Source organism: Citrobacter rodentium NBRC 105723 = DSM 16636, from assembly GCF_021278985.1.
Classification (GTDB): Bacteria; Pseudomonadota; Gammaproteobacteria; order Enterobacterales; family Enterobacteriaceae; genus Citrobacter_A; species Citrobacter_A rodentium.
Genome location: NZ_CP082833.1, coordinates 5,180,860 through 5,202,737, shown reverse-complemented (window position 1 = coordinate 5,202,737; position 21,878 = coordinate 5,180,860). Strand labels below are relative to the sequence as shown.

20 protein-coding genes and 3 pseudogenes are annotated in these 21,878 nt (G+C 48.8%); 1 reads left to right on the top strand and 22 read right to left on the bottom strand.

Annotated features, from left to right (window positions below; all coding sequences use genetic code 11):
- Positions 1-30: 30 nt before the first annotated feature.
- The 22 genes and pseudogenes from K7R23_RS24745 to K7R23_RS24645 all read right to left on the bottom strand — a co-directional run bounded on the left by K7R23_RS24745 (position 31) and on the right by K7R23_RS24645 (position 20,922).
- A complete protein-coding gene (locus tag K7R23_RS24745; protein ID WP_148222062.1) occupies positions 31-2,712 on the bottom strand; it encodes an autotransporter outer membrane beta-barrel domain-containing protein in 2,682 nt (893 codons plus the stop codon).
- Positions 2,713-2,947: 235 nt separating this feature from the next.
- Positions 2,948-3,538 carry a hypothetical protein gene (locus tag K7R23_RS24740; RefSeq protein ID WP_012904720.1) on the bottom strand — a complete coding sequence of 197 codons (591 nt, stop codon included), beginning with the start codon at positions 3,536-3,538 and terminating at the stop codon, positions 2,948-2,950.
- An 831-nt stretch (positions 3,539-4,369) separates the two neighbouring features.
- Complete coding sequence (locus tag K7R23_RS24735) at positions 4,370-4,795, bottom strand: DcrB-related protein (protein WP_012904721.1); 426 nt, start codon at positions 4,793-4,795, stop codon at positions 4,370-4,372.
- A 16-nt stretch (positions 4,796-4,811) separates the two neighbouring features.
- A complete protein-coding gene (locus tag K7R23_RS24730) occupies positions 4,812-5,858 on the bottom strand; it encodes a fimbrial protein (RefSeq protein ID WP_012904722.1) in 1,047 nt (348 codons plus the stop codon).
- A gap of 20 nt (positions 5,859-5,878) precedes the next feature.
- Positions 5,879-8,455 carry a fimbria/pilus outer membrane usher protein gene (locus K7R23_RS24725; protein WP_158304840.1) on the bottom strand — a complete coding sequence of 859 codons (2,577 nt, stop codon included), beginning with the start codon at positions 8,453-8,455 and terminating at the stop codon, positions 5,879-5,881.
- A gap of 28 nt (positions 8,456-8,483) precedes the next feature.
- The gene (locus K7R23_RS24720; protein WP_012904724.1) at positions 8,484-9,203 is read right to left on the bottom strand and encodes a fimbrial biogenesis chaperone; all 720 of its coding nucleotides are present in this window, start codon (positions 9,201-9,203) and stop codon (positions 8,484-8,486) included.
- A gap of 218 nt (positions 9,204-9,421) precedes the next feature.
- Positions 9,422-9,958, bottom strand: coding sequence for a fimbrial protein (locus K7R23_RS24715; RefSeq protein WP_012904725.1), 537 nt, complete (start codon positions 9,956-9,958; stop codon positions 9,422-9,424).
- A 93-nt stretch (positions 9,959-10,051) separates the two neighbouring features.
- The gene (locus K7R23_RS24710; RefSeq protein WP_024132501.1) at positions 10,052-10,306 is read right to left on the bottom strand and encodes a hypothetical protein; all 255 of its coding nucleotides are present in this window, start codon (positions 10,304-10,306) and stop codon (positions 10,052-10,054) included.
- A 20-nt stretch (positions 10,307-10,326) separates the two neighbouring features.
- Positions 10,327-10,641 (bottom strand): hypothetical protein, encoded by a 315-nt coding sequence (locus K7R23_RS24705; RefSeq protein WP_012904727.1) that lies wholly within the window; start codon positions 10,639-10,641, stop codon positions 10,327-10,329.
- 213 nt (positions 10,642-10,854) lie between these two features.
- Positions 10,855-12,984: a peptidase domain-containing ABC transporter gene (locus K7R23_RS24700; RefSeq protein WP_042622935.1), complete on the bottom strand. Its 2,130-nt coding sequence runs from the start codon at positions 12,982-12,984 to the stop codon at positions 10,855-10,857.
- A gap of 21 nt (positions 12,985-13,005) precedes the next feature.
- Positions 13,006-14,319, bottom strand: coding sequence for an HlyD family secretion protein (locus K7R23_RS24695; protein ID WP_012904729.1), 1,314 nt, complete (start codon positions 14,317-14,319; stop codon positions 13,006-13,008).
- Entirely contained in the window at positions 14,285-14,779 is a 495-nt protein-coding gene (locus K7R23_RS24690) for a TolC family protein (RefSeq protein ID WP_232796099.1), read from the bottom strand. Before K7R23_RS24690 ends, K7R23_RS24695 begins: the two co-directional genes overlap by 35 nt.
- A gap of 100 nt (positions 14,780-14,879) precedes the next feature.
- Positions 14,880-15,140: pseudogene (locus K7R23_RS26025) on the bottom strand (TolC family outer membrane protein); the annotation flags it as partial.
- Positions 15,082-15,612: a TolC family protein gene (locus K7R23_RS24685; RefSeq protein WP_232796098.1), complete on the bottom strand. Its 531-nt coding sequence runs from the start codon at positions 15,610-15,612 to the stop codon at positions 15,082-15,084. The gene K7R23_RS24685 and the pseudogene K7R23_RS26025, both read right to left, overlap by 59 nt.
- Before the next feature lie 4 nt (positions 15,613-15,616).
- Entirely contained in the window at positions 15,617-15,943 is a 327-nt protein-coding gene (locus K7R23_RS24680) for a response regulator transcription factor (RefSeq protein WP_232796097.1), read from the bottom strand.
- A gap of 3 nt (positions 15,944-15,946) precedes the next feature.
- On the bottom strand, positions 15,947-16,270 hold the full coding sequence (locus K7R23_RS24675) for a hypothetical protein (protein WP_232796096.1): 324 nt from the start codon (positions 16,268-16,270) through the stop codon (positions 15,947-15,949).
- A 1,081-nt stretch (positions 16,271-17,351) separates the two neighbouring features.
- Complete coding sequence (locus tag K7R23_RS24670) at positions 17,352-17,480, bottom strand: HNH endonuclease (RefSeq protein ID WP_232796123.1); 129 nt, start codon at positions 17,478-17,480, stop codon at positions 17,352-17,354.
- A gap of 514 nt (positions 17,481-17,994) precedes the next feature.
- Positions 17,995-18,943, bottom strand: a pseudogene (locus tag K7R23_RS24665) (sugar-binding transcriptional regulator).
- Positions 18,944-19,090: 147 nt separating this feature from the next.
- A complete protein-coding gene (locus tag K7R23_RS24660; protein WP_232796095.1) occupies positions 19,091-19,417 on the bottom strand; it encodes a hypothetical protein in 327 nt (108 codons plus the stop codon).
- 30 nt (positions 19,418-19,447) lie between these two features.
- The gene (locus tag K7R23_RS24655; RefSeq protein ID WP_232796094.1) at positions 19,448-19,714 is read right to left on the bottom strand and encodes a hypothetical protein; all 267 of its coding nucleotides are present in this window, start codon (positions 19,712-19,714) and stop codon (positions 19,448-19,450) included.
- 34 nt (positions 19,715-19,748) lie between these two features.
- Positions 19,749-20,360, bottom strand: a pseudogene (locus K7R23_RS24650) (dihydroxyacetone kinase subunit DhaK).
- Entirely contained in the window at positions 20,323-20,922 is a 600-nt protein-coding gene (locus K7R23_RS24645) for a dihydroxyacetone kinase subunit DhaK (protein ID WP_232796092.1), read from the bottom strand. Before K7R23_RS24645 ends, K7R23_RS24650 begins: the two are co-directional and overlap by 38 nt.
- A 319-nt stretch (positions 20,923-21,241) precedes the next feature.
- Here K7R23_RS24645 and rpiB point away from each other — a divergent pair, with 319 nt between their 5' ends.
- A complete protein-coding gene (gene rpiB / locus K7R23_RS24640) occupies positions 21,242-21,709 on the top strand; it encodes a ribose 5-phosphate isomerase B (RefSeq protein WP_012904736.1) in 468 nt (155 codons plus the stop codon).
- Positions 21,710-21,878 lie beyond the last annotated feature (169 nt).

Sequence of the window (21,878 nt, the reverse complement as noted above, 5' to 3'; positions counted from 1 at the left end):
GCAGGGACGGGATTTGCGCGTGTAGGTTGCTTAGAACGTTATTCTGAAGCCGGCATTGGCCGTAATGGGTGATTCGATATGTTCGCCATTCTGATATTTACCCTCAAGCCAGACGCCAGCGTTTTTAGATATCTGAGCAGAGAGTCCCGCACCATATTTTCCGATCGTACCAGAACTATCGTTATCGAAGTTCCATGTATCATTGATGGTGACCTGGTTATTATCCACCCACTCATGGCTAACCGCCAGGCTGATATAAGGTTTTACTGTGTTTCCTGCAACTGAAACATCAACTCCTGCAATCACTCCCGCCTCGCTCTGGAATGAGTTTGTCGTGTCGATATTCGTCTCCATCCCGTTATCCAGTTTTACGTCTTCTCCTCCGGCCTGCATCGCAGTTGCACGGATATAGGGCTGAAGCCAGACAGGGGAAGGGGTTGTAAATATCTTGCCGGTCTCGAGAGATCCACCAAATGCATCCTGGCTGTAATGCCCTTTAACGGGGGTACTATCCGCCATCCGCGCATTTACATCCGTACTGAAATGGTTATATTTTGCGACAGCATCTACATACAGTCCGGAATCGGCCATCCATGTCGCGTAGACCCCACCTCCAGTGCTGTTCACGGAGCTTTGCCCGCCACGGGCATGAGAGATTTTGTTGCTGGTGTAGCTGACGAAGGCACCAATCGCAACGCGTCCTGAATCGACGTCAATGACCGTATCAGCACCGGTCTCCATACCGGTCTGGCCAAGTTTATAAGCGGAACCGTATGGCCCGCTTATACGGTTGTCACTCCCTAAAACACGCCCCCAAACGCCGCCCGGGATAAGGGTATTACTCTGTATATCACCGTGACGGAAGCGCAGGCTTTGCATTTCCTCATTAAAAATAGCAACTGGCGCAGATGCCAAACTGAGCATGGCATCTGTGGAAGCCGAAGTAGTGCGATCATTCTCTGATGGTGCAGGAGTGCCCGGATCCGGAGGAGTCACACCGTTGCTATCCTGGGTCAGATACCAGTCCGTTCCCTGTTTTGACAGAGAATATTGCCACGCACCGGCATCAACTTTGCCACCCTCGACTGAGAATGCGGCGTTACCAGACCCCGTATGTACAACCCGTAAATCTTCACCGCCTGACTGAGGCTCGCTCCCTGTATTGGCAATCGCAAGGGTATGCGTACCCGTCGCCTCACCGGTAACGTTCAATAAATCGCCGGTATTTGCAGCAAGGTTCGTGTTCATCAGAAAACGCCCCGTTCCCGACAGAGTTGACACCGTCAGAGTTTTGAACCCGGTATCAGGTGTGCCGAAATTGACCACGCCATTATTGACGGCAAGTACGCCCAGGTTGTCATTGCCAGTAATATTCCATACGGCATTTTCACCTAAATTAAGAGAGGTGGCACCGGTCAGCAAACCGGTTAACTGAGCGTTTTGTAATAAGGAAACCGTTGTCGTACTGCTATTATCCGTCACGATATTACCAGACAGCGAAGCGTTCTCTACGCTTACGTTTGCACTGCCATTATTTGTGTTATTCAGCAAAATATTATCGCCGCCGGAAAATGAACTTCCATTTAAAATGGATATGTCAGCAGTCATGTTTTCTACACTGATGGCAGCACCGGTTTCTCCCGTGACCGCGGAATTATTAATTATCATGTTAACCTGATGGTCACTCCCACCTGGAGTGGTCGGCGTAATCAGGATCCCATTATTATTCCCTTTTACCTGAGAGGAGATTAACTCAAGCGTCGTGGGAGTTTCTGTTACTCCTCTGCTGCCTGCGGTAATGCCATTAGCACCCTCTCCCGTACCGGACACGCTGGATGACTGAATATTGAGTTCCCCATCAGAGAGTAACGCCCCGCCTTGTGCCCCTGTAATAATAGCATTGCGAACAATCACATTCGCTGGAAGATAGTTAAAAGCAATGCCCTGCGTCTGAATACCATATCCTCCTGCATCTACTGTGGTATCAAGCAAAGAACCACTGGCGTTAATATAATTAATCCCGTTTGAAGCACTGTTAACTACCGAACCGGAAATAGTGGATGTAGATGTTGATTCAAGAACCACGGCTCCGCCATTACCACTTGAATTCACGAGGTTTAATGTTGAGTTGCTAATGAGAGTCTGTGGTGAGCCTGTTGCATTTGCATTATTAATTCCAATGACAGCACTGCCACCATTTTGTGTAAGCGTACTGCCAGCTATAGTCAGATTGCTCGCAACTGATAAAACAGATTGCTGGGTGTTTGATGTTGTAGCAGTGACATCGTCCAGGTTAATAGTTGAATTAGATGAATAAATAGCTGCCGGCACGTCACTACCCGCATACGTCCCGCCTTTATGAATAGTAAGCGTGGAATCAGTCACAGAGAGAGCGCCAACAGAGCCACCATCAACAATTAACTCCCCATTGCTGGTAATCTGATAGGGCGTTGTGCTTTGATCGTCCGTTACAGTAACCGATGTGCCACTTACACTTACTGCCTCAGTACTAGGCACCATGCTCAGCGCAGTGAGCATTACCGCCAGTCTGCTTTTTGGGACTTTCATTTCAGGCACCCTCGTTATACTTTGCAGGAAACAACTTGTGTTTAAGACATAGGCAATTCTGGTTAGTTTTGCCAGAGAAATAGCGAGAAAAGGGAAAAGAAAAATGTTGATGTGCTCTTGAATTTTTCTATCATCCTGACGCATAAGAATGACAGCACCCGCCGTTCTACGCCGGTAACCATTAGTGATATCACCGAACAGCAACCCGGACGCTATACAGCGACCCTGAAGGGCTTTATATACGATAGTGCCTCTGTCTGTAACGGTAACGCTCACAGCCAGCCTGCCACAGCCGATATTTCCCTGGGCGATGCAAAGCTCTCCCGGAAACGAGATGGGGCAAACCAGCCTGATTAATTCTACGGGTAGTTAAATATGCTTATGCAGCGCGCTCGGCGGATAGGGTTATATTACTCATCGCGATAATATCCCTGCATATCATGATGGCGGCTGCATCATGCCCATCAATGTTGTTCTTTAAGATGATTTTTCTCTTCAGGGTATAAAGATATTTACAGGATAAATTCAGGTTAGCCATATTCTGTATGCTGATGCCTTGCGTTAGGTAACGAAAGAGCAACACTTCCGTACAGGTAAAATAGCGTCGATAAAACGGCGTTAGCCTTGCTTTGACGATATGCTGGCGGAGATCTGCCAATCCAATGTCATGGGGGACAATCCATGGAAACTGTCTGCCCGAGTGGCTGTAGTACTCCTGCTTTCCGGTGCTTTTCACAAGCATCAGTACTCTGCATTCATGAAGCGCCCTTATGGACGTTATCCTGTGTCGCTCATCCGACGATGAAATAAAAAGAACGACAACGGCCCCCCTTTCGCAGGGTTTAAACGTGCTGGACACATTCTTTGAGAAAACAGGTATGACACTCCCTTCAGAACCTTCTGCATAATTCTCCTGGTTGGCGATGCCAAGCAAAAAGAATTTATTATCAGAAATGACATATGTATTCATAACAAAATTCCATAACTAATGATGACACCCTCACGTACCTTCCTCATACGTGCTCAATTTAATGAGTCTGCAGTTTAAACAAGATGCAATAATTAATTGCAATTGTTTAAAACGATCGATGGATGGTTATTTATAGGTGATGGCTATTTTAAAAATATAAAGTTACAATAAAACTATTAAGAATTTCAGCAAAGTTCTGGAATTTGTTCTACAGGGTAAAAGACATGATTCGACATCTTAATAGTTACCTCCAGTAGTAATGAATGTGTACTGTTGCGGTGCTGGTTTTTTATACTGTTTAATCGGTTTTTTTTAGAGGTTTGTAAATTGTCAGTAAATAAATATTCAACTGGATATGATTAGCACGTTTAATGATATTCAGGCGGTTTAGTAGAATAATCTTAATTAAAAAAACACTAAGAAAATAGATATTAATCTATACGAAATTAAACAGGCAGATGATTCCATGTGCTAAATGAGACAAATCTACATTCAACCGGAGTTGAATTGTCAAGATAATAGAGATAATTCCGAGTGGTAGTTAGCTTTGATATTCTTGTTTATCAGATGTATCTGATGGCTTTGGTCGGTTACATACTCACTGCGTTAAATTTTGCTGTATGGGAATTATCTTTCCTGACTTCTACCCACACTCTGCGCACGGAGACTTGTTAACCGTTTATGCTCAATCACAGAAAGACTTCAGGGATTTATAGGGGAGGGCTGGAGAGGGAACAATGCAAGAATCGATTTTCCAGCGGTGGAGAATGATGCTTGCTCGCGCCGGCTCAGGATATACTTAATCCACCACGAGCCGGCGCTAAGCCTGGTTTAGTGTGGTCTGAATGCTTTGAAGAGTTTGTCCACCTCGCGGCACCCCTGATCCAGCGTGGATCTGTCATTGAATACTGATGTAAAAAGCATAATATTACCCGGTTCTCTTTCCGCCAATATGATGTACTGCCAGTAGGTTATACCTTCTGCAGGTTTAAACGAAAAAGTTAACTTTGAAATTTTAGAAAAAACGGCAGTGGAGTCACAATGCTGCAGGGACAGCTGCTTATAATTGTTACATTTTTCCACCAGTATTCTTAGTTGTCCTTGCAGGTATCCCTCAAAATTTTCTCCGTCAGCGGGCCGATCCCGGGTGATGTTTATCGCCTGACCTGAAGCAAGGCTAATAACGTTAATCGTCTGGCATTTCGCATTGTCAGGAAAATGGATAATGCCTTCATTACATATACAGTTCAGTGTCATCAGTTTTACCTTAGAATTACTCATAGTCGATGTTATAAAAAAGTACCGACTGAACGTCACCAGCGGTAAAGTTGTTTCCAGTTGCATAGTATCGGGCGCGCAGGGGGATAGTCACGGTTGAAAGCCTTTTATCAAAATTACCAATAACAAAGTTTTCGCCCGGTACGACAGGAATATAGGTCGTGCCGTTTACGCCCTGAAGCAGCTGCAGAGCAATGCCCTCAGCATTGGCTCCGGTACTTAAATCGCGCCAGTAAAATAGCCCTTTGTCGGTCATATCCGCTATATTATTCCCGGTAATTTTCATCAGGATGTTCTGTGTACTCCATAAATCAGCGTTACACTTGATGCTGACATCAAAATCGCGGGTTGGCGTTTCGACAGGTCCCACTGAACGGATAGTACTGATGTTCAGCTCTTCAATGGTGGCGGTAAAATTACCGCTGCCGTTTACATCACACGTTTGGGTCGTGAAATTGATAGTGCTTTTGCCATTTTTTAAATAAAAAATCATTTCAGTATCCGTGCCAAGGCTACTCTGGACGGAAAAGATTTTCATGGTATTACTTTTTACACTGAGCACGTTGTTTTCACCGGTTTTAACCAGCTCAATAGTGATATCAACATTGGCACGGGGCAGGTAACTGTTGTCTATGCTATTACTGACCCAGGGAATGTTCGTTTCGATACCCGTGTGGAAAATTTTAGCGTTCGTTCCGCGTTCACCATTGATCGTGACATACAGCTCCAGGCCACTATTACTGCCTAACATATTGGCCAGGTTTTCACGCCTGATCACGATCTCTTCTGGAGAGGTGTCCCATGAGTTTGTCGAATTGATGTCTTTGCCACACCAGATGCTGAGTTTCATCTCCTTTCGGTACAGGATAGTTCCAATCGGTGTATTGCTATTAATTTGTGTTGGAACATCCTTTGCAAAATCAATACCCGCGTTGCTAAGCATGGTTGAATCCGTTCCGCATCTTAAATCAGCACGAGCCGGAACGGCTATCAATAGCAGCGCCGTGACAAATATAAACAGGCTGACGTTTAGCTTATACATAACTTTATTCCTTATCGCATTCACATCAAATCTGTGTCTGGGGAAACGTACTGAGTGAGCGCCAGAGTCTGCTGGAGACTCGGATCATCACCGTCACAAACGGTATTCAGACGTTCAATATTTTTTTCAGGAGAAGACTCCTTAAGGTCAATATCAAAAGTACAGGAAAACTGCTGTTTGTTTCCCCAGTTGATATTGAGGCGATCTTTTCCAACGTTCAGACGGGCGTAGATTTGTCCTCCCTGCGCTACGACCCCAACATCCTCTCCCTTGCTATCCTTAACAGATGCGCCAAACGGCAACGCATCTCCCTCTTGCGTGGTGGCTCGGATCAGAACCATGCGGCCTTTGTGGGAGGCATAATTGAGTTTTACGATTGCACCCTGCGCCGGTGCTATTTGCTGGCTGGTCGTATCAAGCTCAACGTCGAACGGCAGGCCTTTGGGGTCAATGGCCACATTGTTAATGCGATAAGGCGTCAGATAGGGCACAAGCGCATATCCCCGGCTATCGAGCTTAACGCCGGCATATCCCTCAACGCGGGCGCCAGCAGCATTTTTGGATGAGATTATCGCCATGGTATTCAGCCCCTCATAAGGGCTGGTCACGATCCCATCAGAAAATGCGACAACGCTGCCGCTCAGGCCTGCGGAATAGCTGTGATAATCCTTGCCTTTAGAGAAGCTGCCGCTTAGCGTGGCGTCATCAAATTTATAAGCGCCGCTGAGGTTGCCGGAATAGCTATTATCGGCGTCGCGCCCGGCCGATACGTTATAGTTCAACAGATCGTGTTTGCCAGCCACGCCGCTGACCTCAAGCTGCGAGGAGGTGCCGCGCTTATTAATGGTGGTATAACTGTTCAGGTTGGGCGTGTGTAAGCCGCGTCCGCTACCGAGTGGAATAGAGAAATTGAGTAAATATTGCGTTTCCTTATCCCGATTGCGGGTTTCCGTGCGGCTTACCGCTAATCCATATCCCAGCCATTTATAGGTGTTGTTATATCCCGCCTGGTACTGGGTATTGCTGTTCGTATTATTCCAGTAGTTCTCGCGATAGCCCGAAACATAAAACTGGCCTGACTTATTACCAAGATCCTGGCTTAACGTCAGGGAGATACGGTTACGGGGGCGATCGAATACGTCGAATCCGGCGTCGAAATTGTTATGCTCGATTTTGTCCGCTAAATAAACGGCATTATGCAGATCGAGATAGCCTGAAGATGAGAAACGGTAGGCCGCCAGCGAGATATTACTGTTTGTCGTCGCAATATGTTTGCTGTAGCTGGCGCGTACGCTGACGCCGTTTTTCTCATACATACTTTTACCAAAGCTTGCGCCGGTAATATCTAAAGCAAACGCGCCGACAGGAGTGCCCAGCGCTGAGCCAAGGACGCCAGAGTAGTAGAAATCCGTGGCCATCACGCCCGCATAGGCGGTAACCGTGTTACTGATCCCTCTTTTCCAGGTTCCCTGAAACACGTAGGGTTCATCAGAGACGTTAAGGTTACGCAGGCGTCCCATTGTCAGACTGTAGTTTGTGCGTCCGGGGCGCAGAAGTTCAGCCACTGAGGAAAAGGGAACGGAGAACACGCTCCGCGAACCATCGGCTTCGGTAACCATAACCTGCAGATCGCCGCTATAGCCCGTAGGATAAAGATCTTCAATCGCAAATTCACCGGGGGGAACTGAGGTTTCATAGATAACGCGATCCCGCTGTTTAATCGTCACTTTCGCGTTTGTTCGCGCGATGCCGCGCACCACCGGCGCATAGCCACGCAGCGAGTCGGGTAACATTTGTTCAGCGGTTGCGAGCCGTATACCACGGAACGAGAAGGAGTCAAAAAGGTCGCCTGACGTCGTTGCGTCGCCGAGCAAAACGCGTGATTCCCATGCCGGAATATCACGCTGTAGATTTGTCGCAAAAACGTTATAGCGGTCTCCGGAGCGATCGTCCCAACTGTAAGCGCCGGAATGATGCAGCATCCAGGCGCCCAGATTGAATTTTCCTCTCATATCGCCATAAAAGGATTGATGAGTATCGCCCTGGCTGCGCTGTTCAAAATAGGTCGAGTTATAGCTCAGATAAAGCGCTTTCTCCCCATATGACCAGATAGAGGGGGGAACATAGCCGCGGGCCGCCTGGTTGAGATAAGCCTGGGGTATGCTGACGTCAAGTCGCATATCTGAAACATTCAGATATGCTCGCGAGCCAGGAATAAGCGTTTCCAGGTGGGGGCATTCCGACCTGCCTTCCAGCGCCGCCATGCTTTCTTCGGACAGGCGGGTTGTATTTAAATTAAGGCGGGTCAACAGCGCACTATTAAAGCAGAGCTGAGATGCTTCATTATCTCCCCGTACGGTAACGCGTGCGCGGTCAATAAGCTGCCCGTTAAGGTAAATATCCGGAGTGTAATCGCCCGGAAGAATATGAAAATCGCCGTTGAAACGGCTCACATCCACCGTCGTCTGGCCGGAAATATCTTTTAAAAAATCAGGGTTAAAATAGACATCCGCTAAAGCATGAGTAGTGGATAAACCAATAATAATACTGGTGCAAACCAGGGAAAGTTTGAATCCATTAATTTTTGAATTATACATAATCACGTCCATGAACAGTGTTGATTGGTTATTCGTGTTTTATCTGCCGCTTAACAGACGAGCCATAATCGTTAACATATTCAATAAACAATGAATTATTGCCCGGATTAACTTTGACCGGATAGGAGTCAGAACCGAAAGGCGCCAGCATACTTCCCGTCAGAGAGGTCAAAACCTTATCCCCGGACATGACTTTTATCGTTGATATGGTCACAAACACCGGTGTCGGGTTTTTAATTACAATGCACTGTTTATTTTGACAGGGGGCGGTTGACCAGTGCAGCTTTTCAACTTGTTCACTGCTCGAAGCAATATTCAGGCTGCTCGGGCGATAGAAAAGTTTAATACGCGAGCGGAAAGCCATTTCAATACTGTTGGACGGCAGTTTTTGTTGTCTTGCCGGAATATCAAGGACGTTAAGCCAGAATACGGATTCACGATCCTGCGGCAGGTTGCTGCCGGTATAGGAAATACGCAGCGTCTGCCCTTGCGTGGGTTCAATTCGGAATACCGGGGGAAGGATAATAAAGGGCGATTCAATCAGGCTGACCTTAGCTTTACTGTCTCCCTTATCAATCCAGACCTGCACTAACGATGGTTTCTCCCCTTTATTTTCCAGTCGAAGCGTAATCTCCTTCTCATCAGAAGGGTAAATAACCCTGGTGCCATTAATTATGACGCCGGAAAACGACTGGAAGGATGTAAGGGCGAGGCTAAATATTAAAAAGAAGCGTGCGGCGGAATTCATTTCGCTCTCCGAAATTAATTGATCTCATATACAGGAAGACTTCATTGTGGTTTTTATTTTAGATTTATTTCAAGTTGCCTGAATATCATTTGAAATTAACTCCTCTAAACACAGCCAGCTCCAGCTCTTTTTACGGGCATTTTCGAAAACAGGATGCGTATAAGAGACAGGGCAATAACAGGGAACCGAAGTTCCCTGTACTCAATACAAGCGCGGTATTACTCGTAGTCGATCGAGTAAGTCACAGAGCTCTGTACGTCACCCGCTTCAGCTGCGGCCGTTGCGTAGTAACGCGCTGAATAGTTCAGGTTAGCGGCGCCAGAAGCCAGCGGAGTGGCAGCGTTACTACGCTGGCTGGTATTACCTGCTGCCAGGATGTTATCAGCTTCATCACGCAGCTGGATCTGGACATTCTTGGCAACCTCAGAACTCTCCGAGGAGTTATTCAGACGACCCGTGCTGGCATCAACATCTGCGCCAGCTTCAAAGAATGCACGCACTTTACTGGCGCCCGAGCAGCCGGTCAGCTTCATGGTGAAGTTGGTTGCGCCCGCGGTGGCTTCAGCAACGGCCAGCTTGGCTACAGACAGCGTCGGCAGCGTAACGGTGGCGTCACCGGTGGTGCTTTTATCAACCGTAACTTTACAGGTTGCATTCGTCAGCTTGCCGTTGATGGTAATAGTACCGTCAATAGCCATAGCGGAAGTGGAACCCAGAGCCAGAACAACCAACGAGGAAAGAAGTACTTTTTTCATAAAAATCCTTATCTGATTAAAATGCTTTTTATTCATTAAAAGCATGTGTTAGTAAATTAAATCGTTATGCACAAACTGCAAAATAAAGCGTTATTAGCGAAAAATACCGCTAAGAGCCCCGCCAACGACCCTGACAGAAAATAGTGCGATAGCGGCCAGGCCGGTAACAATAGCCGCGCCGTACTGATCGCCTTTTTGCAGTGCCGGAGAGGGGGTGGTAACAACAGACTGCCACTCTTGTTTACCGGTTTCGCTGTCAGTGTTCAGGTTTCGAAAGTAATTAATAATATCGGAGGTTAATCCTCCGCCAGAAACCTGATGCACTTCTTCTTTATTAAGATTATGCATTGCAGTCACCTTATTCCTGTTTATTTAGGAACGTTCTGGGAGAAATCGAAGAACTGCTCGGAATAGTTGTTGAACACCTGAAGAGTGGTATCCCAGTCATTAACAAGACCATATAAAGCCCCTTGTACGCCGTAGACGATACCGCCAACGCACATGCCGACCAGGGCTGCGATAATGCCTGCTCCAACAATCCCGCCGGTGTTGCCACCGCCAACGCCGCCTTTATACAGGCCACTGGTAATGCCCATTACGCCGCCCAGTACGGCTGCGCCGAGAGAGCTAAACAGGCCGGCACCAGAAACTTCGTTGATTTCCTGCACATGTAATTCACGCATATAAAATATCCTTATCCCAGATAACTGATTTAAAATAAAATACAAAACTATTCAACATCACAACAGTATTCAGGGTTTGTTTCTGCTCAAGGACGAAATTAAACCCTGATGTTGTATGCCTGATAATCTTGCTGAGAGTAGGGGGCTTCCCCCTGGCAAAATAATGTTAATGAATGTGAATTTTTAACTCAATAGAATAAAATCCAAATTCATTTACTCTTTTGGTAATGCGCTTTTGGGTAATTCAGTAATAGTTCCGCCATTGACCAGGATAATTCTGTCCGCGCTGCGGATGGTTTCCGGGCGGTGAGCAATAATAATTCTTGTGATATCCATTTTCTTTATTGCATCGTTAATTCCTTTCTCTCTGGCAATATCAAGATGGCTGGTTGCCTCGTCCAGAAGCAGGATTTTTGGCTGTCGATAAAGGGCGCGGGCCAACAGAACACGTTGTATTTGTCCGCCGGATAAGGATGAACCCATATCGCCTACCAGGCTGTTGTAGCCCATTGGCATGGCCATTATATCTTCATGAATGTGGGCCAGCTTCGCGGCCTGCTCGACCCTGTCGGGCGCCATCAGGGAATCGAAGAAGCTGATATTGTCCATGATCGATCCGGCAAAAAGGATATCATCTTGCATCACGCTGCTCACATGCTCCCTGTACCAGCTCATGCCGAGCTTACGAATATCCTGGCCGTTAATTTCAATACAGCCATCTTCGGGTTTGAGCAGCCCCAGCAGCAGTTTCGCTAAGGTTGATTTCCCCTGTCCGGATGGCCCAACGATGGCGACCGATTCCCCTGATTCAATGCGCAGCGAGCAGCGCTGAAAAATCCACGGTTCCGTTGCGGCATAGCGAAAAGTCAGGTTTTTTACCTCGATGGGGAGTGCGGTATCGCTGGAGGGCAGGGCGATAGTACTATCCATATCTCCCTCTTTTTCCGTCAGAACAATGTCGGCCAGACGCTCGCCGTGAAGACGTAGCATCCAGAATTCAATGATAGCGTCGATAAGCCCCGTCGTGCGGCCAGTAAACTGATCGGCAAAGCTGGTGAATGCGATCAACATACCCGCAGAGAAATTACCCTCCAGTACCTCCAGCGCCGCCATCCAGATCAGCACAATACGTCCCACGCCTGAAATCAGCCCCTGCAGGGTATTGAAGCCGATTGACAGACGCTGGATATGGATCCCTTTATTTGTCGCTTCAACCAGTTCGTTAGCGTACGTTGAAACGCGCATCTCCTGCTTATTGTTTAGCTTAACGGCCTGTACGCCCCTTATGGATTCAAGAAGCTGTGACTGCGCGCGCGCCGAGGCGATGAGCTGTTCTTCATTTGCCTGGCGAAACGGACGAAAGGAGATCCAGCGGATCAGGATGTAAACCAGCACCAGCACCAGCACCACAAACGTCAGTTTAACGTTATAGGTAAACAGGACGATCAGCGTCACGATGGCCATTACGCCGTCCAGAATGGAAGAGATAAAGCGACTGGTTAGGGTGTTCTGAATGGTGGTGATCGATCCGTAGCGTGAAACAATATCCCCGACGTGCCGCTCCTCGAACCAGGCCATCGGCAGTCCCAACAGGTGAGAACAGACGTTAGCAGACCATTGAACGCTCAACATGCTTGAAAACCACGTTGTCACCCAGGCGCGTATTGCCGAGAGGATATTTTGCAGGACCACCACCGTAATGAACGCGCAGCCCAGCAGGGTGAGAAGATCGTAGTCGGCGGAAACCAGCACCTGGTCCATTACCCACTGGCTATAAAAAGGCGTCAACAGGCCAAAAACTTCCAGCCCTATAGAGAGGATCATAACCTGAAAAAACGCTGACCCAATGCCGCTTACGTTGCCAATAAGCTTCAGCATGGAGAGCGACTCTTTCTCCTCTTTTTTGACAAAGTCGGCGTTAGGTATCAGTTCCAGAGCGATGCCGGTAAAGGATTTGGAGACTTCGCTCAGCGCCACTTCTCTTCGACCGCGGCTGGGATCGTGAATAATGATTTTCTTTTTAGTGACCTCCTTGAGCACCACAAAATGGTTCATGTCCCAGTGTAAAATACAGGGCATACTGAGCTTGTGCAGTTCGTCAATTTCCAGACGTAGCGCGCGGGTCGACATACCCAACTGCTGGGAAACTTGCATAATATCGGCAAGCGTTGCCCCCTTCAGCGAGGTTGAAAAGCGCCGACGCAGCGTGATCATATCTATTTTATAACCGTAGTAGTTCGCAATCATGCCTGTGCAGGTCAGGCCACACTCTGCGGCCTGCGTTTGCTGTATGACGGGTAGCCGCTTACGCCAGGAAAAGTCCAGTTTTTCAAGTAAATTCATCATATAACCTTGTTCAAATTTTTAGAGAGTGCTGCTGCGGCGAAGCGCGTAAAGCGGCTCCAGTACCCATTCATATAGTCGGCGTTTGTCGATCAGAAAATCAGCTTCCAGAGCGCTACCCGGCTGAAGTTTTACCTGTTGACCATAGGCATGAATAAACTGCTTATCGAGTTTGACCTTCACTATGTAGTGCTGCTCATTAACCTGAGAATTACCGGTGATGGCGGAGACTTCCTGAGGAGAAAGCGAAACGCGGGAGACATCAGAGACAACGCCATACTGCTGGCCAAATTTTTGCCACGGATAAGCCTGGTAGCGCAGCGTGACCCGCTGCCCGGGAACAATAAAGCCAATTGCCCGGCTGCTTACCATCATGCGGGCCTGCAGCGCGGCATTTTCCGGCAAAAGTGACGCCACGGTTTGCCCGGCGTTGACCATTTGTCCTTGCTTAACCAGCACGGAGGCAATTGTCGCGTTTAGCGGCGCATTCAGCACGATGGAACGACGTGATTCATTCTCCATCATGGCCTGCTTAAGTTCTGACAGGCGCCTGTTGATGTCATTAATTTTGTCAATTTTATTGATGGGATGTTCACGCATCTGCTGCAGAACGCGAGTGAGCTGCTGCTGAAGATCAATCTGTTGACGTGCCACGTCCTGCGCTCTGGACTGTGCTTCCAGAAGGGAAACTTCCTGCTCTTCGACCTGGCGATTTGAGGCGTATCCTTCGTCACGCATGAGTTTCAGTTTTTTCAACTGCCCCTCGGCAAGCCGGACTTGCCGGAGACGGCTGGCATAGATACCCTCTAATTTCTTTAGCTGCTGCTCTAAAAAATTCTTTTGGTTTTCATCACCCCGGAGCGTTTCCGCTGAGAGGATATCGAGGTTTTTTAGCTCCTGCTCCAGCGCGTCATTCTGCAGCGAAAGCTGTCGGGCGATACTTTCTCGTGTCTGGCCATACCGGGTTGAGATTTCCGAAGAGAGGGTGGCGATAGTGCTGCCTTTCTTAACGCTTTGTCCTTCCTGGATGGGAAGCTCCACGATGGTACCCGCGCTGACGGCGACGATATCAATAACCCCATCCACGGGTACCAGCGCGCCGGTCATTGTTTCCCGTTTGGTGTAGCTGCCAAAGAAAACCAACAGCAACGTAGCGACCGTCACTAAACCCGCCAGAGAGATAATTACCCAGCGCCAGGGGGGACAATATAATGCCACGCTGCCGATGGATTTTGCTTTATTCGCTTCCAGGGCTTCCTTGCGAAATAATGAATTGGACATAACCTTTTCCAAAAATAATTTATGTTGAGCAACTGAATTTAGTGAGATAGGCATAGTCGAGCTCACCGGTAGCTTTGGCGAGCTGAATATTTGCTGTTATATAGTCATATCGCGCTTTAGCGAGTTCTTTTAATGACTTGTAGTAATCGCTTTCAGCGTTCAGCATATCCAGAACGGTTCTTTGCCCTATTTGTTTTCCATACGTGGTTGATTCGAGCCGTTTCTTTGCAGAAGCAATCGATTTTTGCAAGGCACGTATTTTGGCGTCATTAGCGATAATGGCGTACCAGGCACGTTCCGCTTCCTCCAGCGCTTTACGCTGAGCATCCAGCAGCAGCTCGCGGGATTGTTCTTTACGGTGGGCCGCTTCGATACTCTGCGCAATATGGCCTCCGCCCGCAAATATCGGTATGGAGACGTTAATTCCGATATTGGTGTTTCGCGTCTTGGACGTTGTACCAAACAGAAAATCGAAGTCGTTTTCATTTTCTCCCCCGACTCCAGTTGTTACCATAGGCAGCCTGCAGGGTGACAACCGGTAGGTGGTTACTCGTGCTGGCGATAACGTCGGCCTTGCTTTGATCAAGAGTGAACGGGCTAGCTGTACGTTGAGATTATTTTGATTGCTGTGGGATCTTCACTTTTTTAAGGTCGGGAAGCTGCGGCGATACGAAGCACTCCATGTTATTAAGCGGCACGGTATCCCCCGGCAGCCCCGTGATTTTTGTAAAGCGGATCCTGGCGTTATTGAGATCGTTTTCGGCAATAATAATCTCTACCGCGGCGTTATCGTAGTTAGCCAGGGCTTCATCAACCTCAAGTCGCGTTTGTTCTCCAAGCTCCAGCCCCCGTCGTGCCTGCCGTAACTGCTGCTGGAACGCGTTCCGGGTACGTTCCGCATTTTTTAGCGCCTGAGAGGCATAAGCTACTGAAAAACCAGGCTTCGCTCACGTCGGTAATAAGCTGCTGTTGCATCAACATATAATTAATCTGCCCCTGATCGGCCATCGCCTCTGCACGTCTCCAGGTGGCATATTTTTCGATATCAAAAATCGGCTGGCTTAAATTGATGCTGTAGTTATGGCGGGTTACCCCCGCGGCATAGGCAGCTTTTGGCTGATCCTGTTTAGAATACCCCCCAGTAAGATTTATCTGTGGTAATAAGCCCGAGAAGCCCTGCAGTCGCTTTTGTTGCTCCGCTTCGTTAAGTTCACGCGCCGCGCGTATACCAGTATCGTAACTATCGGCGGCCAGTATGGCCTGTTGGAGCGTCAGGGATGCTGCGTCATGGCTGATAAAAAAGAGTAATAGCGCCAGCAAAGCGTTGTGTAATTCTCTGAATTGCATCGCGTTATTCCATCATCCCGGTCACATACATATATTTAATTAATTCACTGTTGCTGGACAGGTTGAGCTTTTTCATGGCATTTTGTTTTTGCGTCGCCACGGTGCTGTTTGATTTATTTTTCCTGCCGGCAATATCTGAAATTGAGCACCCCTGCGCCACCAGGTACAGAACTTCCCACTCTTTGGCGTAAGGGGACAACTGTCGGTCATCGGTCTCATCGACAATCTGCATTAGATTTTTTGAAATAAAAGGGATATTTTCCGGTACTGGATCAGTTCGATAATCCTGCGAATCCCGGCGAGCCCTTCTCAACGCTGATGGTGGCTTCAAATTTCATATCAATAATATGGGTAACAGATAGGGGTGCTGATTGGCGACGAGAATCGCTCGTTTGATATTGCGTTCGATGCACAATCTATTGAACTTTTTACTGTTGGCAAGCCATGTTTTATTGTTCGATAAGAAGGCGAACTCGGTGAACAGAAGATTGACCCGATCGTTTTCTATCGCGTTAAACAGAGCGGGCATGGTGTGATAAAAGGTGATTTCAATATTGCTGCCTTTCGTTTCTTTTTCAAGATAATGCGCGATCTCTTCCTGAAATAGCGAAAAGTCATAAAATATTGCAACGCTAAGTTTTTTAGGCTTATTGTACATATTTAATCTCATATATTTATATTATGTTTAAGCAGGCTTTCGGTCTGCGCTGGAATGAGTTATTAGTTCTACTGCGATGAGACTCAAACAAAACCGGGGTTGTGCGGATTAACGTATGCTGATGCACTTTAGTCTTGTTGTGAATGTCGTAGTCGCGCGCATATTAAACGAGTTAAACGGCGAATGCTCGAAAGCAGGTTTCCTGAAAATTGACTTGCGTGTCCATAGACCTTATTTCCCTTTGATACTACAGTTTCCATTTCCACCTTACTCGTGCCTGAGGAAGATGGTTTAGAGCCCTTTAACATTACTTTGGGTTTTTAGTTTTAACAAAATGTTACCGTCGACCGTAATTGTTTGTGACGATTGAAATCTTATCGTTAATAGTTAATTGCTATTATTGTGGAGCTATAATGAAAATGGTGGCATTAGAAATGCTTAAGTAATGTTTCGCTTTAAGCTTTGGAGGGGGAATGTGAACAGGGTGGCGGTAAGGGGTTTGATGTGTTTCACTGTTAATGGTGGTTTGCTTGGGTTTTCATGCTTAACTGTTGGTGGATTTACTTGTTTGTGATGATTAAGTCAATCAGAGTTTGTTTAGTTTAATTGATTAAGTGGTGGGGGTTCGACGAGTGTGGTCAGGCTAAATATGTCGGTATTAAAAATAATAATCAATCAGCGCATAGTAAAAAAACAGACAATGCCATACGGCAACCAGGACAATTCCCTGTTACTCCCAGGATGATACCACATATCGGCTGGGATTAACGCCTGTGGCAAATAAGATAATTCCATGCGTGGGTGGTTCTGGATTTTATACATTTATAAAAGTATGGTGAAGAGAATAACGAGGCTGCCTGACAGCAGCAATATTAAGAAGCATTCGCTGCCGCCTGTATCACATTACTCAACGAGAATTTGCTGCTCGCACCCGTAAAGTGGATAGTTGTTGCGGGCTAAGGCCGCTGGTGACGAAAGAGATTACTTGAGCGTTGACTAACATAGTTGCGTATCCACTATTGCAGGATAAGTTAACATAGCCAGCATCTTCATCATCACGCTGTGCTTAACGTTGGTTTCCTCATCTCCACTTTATTTCATCTTTGTTACTCTTACTGACGTTGCACTCATTACACATAATTTGAAGATTAGAGAGATCGAGGGCTAAATGTGGATACAGAGAGCGTGGTTTAATATGGTCAACGTGCATTACCATCCCATCACCTGGGCCACGTCCACACACTGAACATGTGTTGCCATATTCTCTGAAGGCCTGGTAAACGTAAGCGTCTCCACTCTGATGAATCGTAGAATGTGGTGGCTTCGCGGGCTGACTGCTGCCGTTGTTGTTGCTCGCGCTGGAGTTGCTGTTGCTCGTGCTGGAACTGTTCGAATAATCGCACATGCCCATCGGCTTTATAATAATTACCCCATACATCCTTGCTGTTGCCACCATCCCCTTTATCCTGGGACTTCCATCGGGTCAGATGGATATAGCCTGCCTGCTATCATTTTCATCACTATAAAAAGAACCCAACCCACTACAGCAATAAAAAATTATAGCTTCCACTTGTTACCTCTGTTCATACCACATGCTTTACCAGGGCTTTTTCCGGATGGACGGTTACTGTTTGCCAGGCATACACCGATATCTTTCAGGAAAGCCTGGCGGTTACGTTTTTAAGATCGTCGGCGTAGTGCAGCGGCATCTTACGGTTTGACCCTTACTGACTCATACTCAGAATCGTGCGGATATTCCGCGCGCTGGTGGCAATAATATCGATCGCGCCGGTACGCAATGCGCCCATAATCGCCATCGCCTTGGTATTTTCAGAGGCAATCGCGATAACGCAAGGGATCTGGCGTAGTTCATCAATGCTTAAGCCAATCACCCGGTTATCCATCACGGTATTGACATGCTCGCCGCGGGCGTTGAAAAAGTCGTATCCGGCAATATCGCCAATCACCCCCTGATTGAGGCTGGCATCGTTGATCTCCTGGGGCGTAAACCAGCCCAGCTTGACCATGTAGCTCTCTTCGTTCATATCGCCAATGCCGACCAGGGCGATATCCGCTTTGCGCGCGCGATCGAGCGTCTCTTTGATGGTTCCGTTTTGTAATAACAGCTCTTTAAGCTGAATATTTTCCACATAGGCAGGGGCATACAGCGGATCGCTGCTGCCGCCAAATTTCTTCGCCAGCAAACGGCTGATATGGTCGGCGTTAATCACATCGCCAGGACGATGCGTACCGCCAATACCACAAATGAACCGGCAGTCCCGGCCCTGAATCGTTTCCCGAGAACTCCGCCACCGATGCGACATTTCTGCCCTGGCCCACGGCCACCACCACATTATCTTTCAGCACATTATTCAGATGTGCGGGATACCAGGGAGGCTACCTGACGACGCTGCTCTTCTTCGTCCTGATGATCAAGGGCAATCAGCGCCCGGCTGATGGGAAAACGCTCTTTAAGCTGCTTTCCAGCTGCGTGCTGAATACCGGGTGGTAGCGAACGCTGATTTCAACGATCCCTTCCTCTTTTGCCCGTTTCAGCAGGCGCCCAACCTTAATGCGGGAGAAGCCAAACTTATTCGCGATCTCTTCCTGAGTTATCTCATCACAGTAATAAGCAACGGCGATCTCCGTGAGCAACTCATATTCCTGCGACACACATGGGTTTGTCCATTCAGCGCTTTTCTCCTGCTGTGGATGTAATGAATGGGGAAAACTTTGCAGATTGTATACCAAATGCCCCTGTCCAGTATGCAGGTTTCCTCAGCATGGCATGAGGAAACCTGCGGGAGTGAGGCGTTCCGCTCACTGGCGCAGAGGCATCAGCCGCCCCAGCGCGAAAGCGGTTGCATGGCGGAAACCGACAATCGCTTTCACAAACAAACTTTCTCCTGCGCCTCTGCTGTTGGCGCGGAATCTTTCAGACATTCGCCTGCCGTCGTGATAATCATCGCCAAAGAGACGGCCCCGGCATCCGGCGTTCCAAGGCTCACGCTCCGCCAGCGGTCGCGCGCGACCTATTTTCGGCACGAGCTGCGCGGTGTTTTTCCGCACTCTGCCGGGCAACGTCTGCCGCTCTTTGCCACGCCTGCGCCAGCGACGCGCTTCCGGCTGCCGCCTGTAGCGCGTCAACTGAAGGGATGAAGCACATCAACCAGCGTTTTATCTCCCGGTTTTGCCTTGCCGAAGTGCATCACGCCGGAACAGGCTTGCACTACCCGCGCGGGCCACATCCTGCGCATCCGGACGTTTTTCATTGCCCAGCGCCGTACCCAGCGTATTGAGAATCACGCCCCAGATTAGCGCCGGAGGTGCCGCCTGCTTCATCGGCCCAGGCATCCGCGGCGCACTGCAAGAGGGAACCGACTCCCGCTCCCTTTGTAACGCCGCTTCAGCCGCCCGGCGCGCGGCGCTGACGCCTCTTTCCATGCCGATGCCGTGATCGCCGTCGCCAGCGATGGCATCAATTCGTCCAAGCTCTCCGGCACTGGCGGATGATCTTTTCCGCCACGGCGTTAAGAATACGCATCGCCGTTTCCGCTGCCTGCCTGGACTCTTCGCTACCTTGTGGGAGCGTTGGCGCGGCAATTTGTTCGCACTGTTCCGCCGTCAGCGGCTGATGCGCGATGACGGAGCCGCGCTTAAACGCTGGCGTACAGGCCGGAGCAAGCCACAATGACTCCAGATCCTCATCAAACCACACCAGCGTCAGCGACATGCCCGCCATATTAAAACTGGTGACAAATTCGCCAATTTGTACGTCCGCCACCACAATGCCGGCCTCCCGCAGACGCGGCTCGACGTAATGCCAGAGAACAAACAGCTCTTCATATTTCACCGCGCCAAGGCCATTGACGATGACGCCTGCTCTCGCCCCTTTTGCGCCCGCAACCTCCGGCGGCATCTCCTGTAATAATGTTGTCCGTCAACATGGCGGCCAGCCTGTCGGCAGAGGGAACAGGAATATCGTTAATACCCGGTTCGCCGTGGATCCCATACCAAATCCCATCATTCCGTCGGGGACGGTAAAAAGCGGGCTATCGGAACCGGGTAGAGTACAACCGCCGAAAGCCAGTCCCAGTGAACAGGTTCGCGAATTTGCCCGACGGGCGATTCGCCAGCACTTCCGCTAAGGAATCGCCACGCTCTGCAGCGGCGGCGGCAACTTTAAACACCACCAGATCGCCAGCCACGCCGCGGCGCTTTTCTTTTTCCGCCAGCGTGGCGCTGGAAATATCGTCGGTTACCGCGATCGTCTCACAGGGGATCCCTTCCGCCCGCAGCCTTTCGCACGCCAGGCCAAAGTGCAAAACATCGCCGGCGTAATTACCGAATGCCAACAGCACGCCGCCGCCGTTACTGGCGGCGCGCGCGACGGAACAGATTTGTTGCGCTGAAGGGGATGCAAACAGGTTGCCCATGGCGGCGCCATGCGCCAGCCCCTGCCCGACCAGACCGGCGAAGGCCGGATAGTGTCCGGAACCGCCGCCAACCACAATTGCGACGCTACCGGGTTTGCTTTGCGTGTTGCGGACTACGCCGCCCGGAACCTGGCGCACCAGCGATGCGTGCGCATTAACAAATCCCGCGGCCATTTCCTTCGCGAAATCTGCGGGTCGATTAAATATCCAGGTCATTTTGTTCTCCCGAGTGTTGGAATGACTCCCCCCGGTTGCCGGGCCTGTGGCCGTCAGCGCATCATCACAAATGAACACTAGCAGCTCATATGTGATGAGCAAATATTCACTCTGTGAAAATGTGAGCCTGCTCTTATTTTGGTTAAATACCCTTTAAAAGTCCATTTTGCTTCTATTTTAAGCGCATTTTTCTTGCTAAAACTCATTTAACACATGAAACAAGCATGAACATTTGAACAACCTAATCTGTTTCCCCTGAACATCATCACACTTATGTGCATCAGATGGTCAAGTGTTCGGCTTTAAAAGGAGCATATTGATGTTGAAAATCGCTATCGGCGCTGATGACGCTGCGACTGACCTCAAAAATCAGGTCAAAGCGCATCTGCAAAAAAAGGGCCTTGACGTTGTCGACTTCAGCCACGATGTGGCAGGCAATGAGCAAATCTACCCGGATATCGCTTTTAATCTCGCTTCGGCTATTAAAGAAGGTGTGTTCGGGCGCGGCATCCTGCTGTGCGGCACCGGGATTGGTATGGCGATAGTGGCGAATAAGGTGCCGGGGATCCGCGCAGCGCAGTGCCATGATGTTTACTCCGCCTCGCGCGCACGTAAAAGCAATAATGCGCAAATCATGACGATCGGGGCGCGGGTCGTCGGCGAGGAGCTGGCGCTGATGCTGGTTGATGCCTGGCTTGAGGCCGAATTTGAAGCCGGCCGCTCAGGACCAAAGGTACAGCGTATCGATTATTACGAAACGTTAACGCGCTCTGGTCAGACGGCCTGAAAGGAAGAGAAGTTGTTCGATGACGATACCTGCAACGTCAGGCTGTCGCCACCGCTTAAATAAATAAGAGAAAAAGTACTGCACCCTACAATCAAATGCGCAGGGATCGCCATTTGATCAATAACACTCGCGAGTTTTACTTCTGTCCGGTTGACGAAGTGTGGTGAAG

Excerpts from the sequence above, each read along its gene's own strand:
- K7R23_RS24745 (WP_148222062.1), bottom strand. The coding sequence starts at position 2,712 with ATGCGTCAGGATGATAGAAAAATTCAAGAGCACATCAACATTTTTCTT.
- K7R23_RS24740 (WP_012904720.1), bottom strand. The coding sequence starts at position 3,538 with ATGAATACATATGTCATTTCTGATAATAAATTCTTTTTGCTTGGCATC.
- K7R23_RS24735 (WP_012904721.1), bottom strand. The coding sequence starts at position 4,795 with ATGACACTGAACTGTATATGTAATGAAGGCATTATCCATTTTCCTGAC.
- K7R23_RS24730 (WP_012904722.1), bottom strand. The coding sequence starts at position 5,858 with ATGTATAAGCTAAACGTCAGCCTGTTTATATTTGTCACGGCGCTGCTA.
- K7R23_RS24725 (WP_158304840.1), bottom strand. The coding sequence starts at position 8,455 with ATGTATAATTCAAAAATTAATGGATTCAAACTTTCCCTGGTTTGCACC.
- K7R23_RS24720 (WP_012904724.1), bottom strand. The coding sequence starts at position 9,203 with ATGAATTCCGCCGCACGCTTCTTTTTAATATTTAGCCTCGCCCTTACA.
- K7R23_RS24715 (WP_012904725.1), bottom strand. The coding sequence starts at position 9,958 with ATGAAAAAAGTACTTCTTTCCTCGTTGGTTGTTCTGGCTCTGGGTTCC.
- K7R23_RS24710 (WP_024132501.1), bottom strand. The coding sequence starts at position 10,306 with ATGCATAATCTTAATAAAGAAGAAGTGCATCAGGTTTCTGGCGGAGGA.
- K7R23_RS24705 (WP_012904727.1), bottom strand. The coding sequence starts at position 10,641 with ATGCGTGAATTACATGTGCAGGAAATCAACGAAGTTTCTGGTGCCGGC.
- K7R23_RS24700 (WP_042622935.1), bottom strand. The coding sequence starts at position 12,984 with ATGAATTTACTTGAAAAACTGGACTTTTCCTGGCGTAAGCGGCTACCC.
- K7R23_RS24695 (WP_012904729.1), bottom strand. The coding sequence starts at position 14,319 with ATGCCTATCTCACTAAATTCAGTTGCTCAACATAAATTATTTTTGGAA.
- K7R23_RS24690 (WP_232796099.1), bottom strand. The coding sequence starts at position 14,779 with ATGGTAACAACTGGAGTCGGGGGAGAAAATGAAAACGACTTCGATTTT.
- K7R23_RS24685 (WP_232796098.1), bottom strand. The coding sequence starts at position 15,612 with ATGCAATTCAGAGAATTACACAACGCTTTGCTGGCGCTATTACTCTTT.
- K7R23_RS24675 (WP_232796096.1), bottom strand. The coding sequence starts at position 16,270 with ATGTACAATAAGCCTAAAAAACTTAGCGTTGCAATATTTTATGACTTT.
- K7R23_RS24670 (WP_232796123.1), bottom strand. The coding sequence starts at position 17,480 with ATGCACGTTGACCATATTAAACCACGCTCTCTGTATCCACATTTAGCC.
- K7R23_RS24655 (WP_232796094.1), bottom strand. The coding sequence starts at position 19,714 with ATGGAAAGAGGCGTCAGCGCCGCGCGCCGGGCGGCTGAAGCGGCGTTA.
- K7R23_RS24645 (WP_232796092.1), bottom strand. The coding sequence starts at position 20,922 with ATGACCTGGATATTTAATCGACCCGCAGATTTCGCGAAGGAAATGGCC.
- rpiB (WP_012904736.1), top strand. The coding sequence starts at position 21,242 with ATGTTGAAAATCGCTATCGGCGCTGATGACGCTGCGACTGACCTCAAA.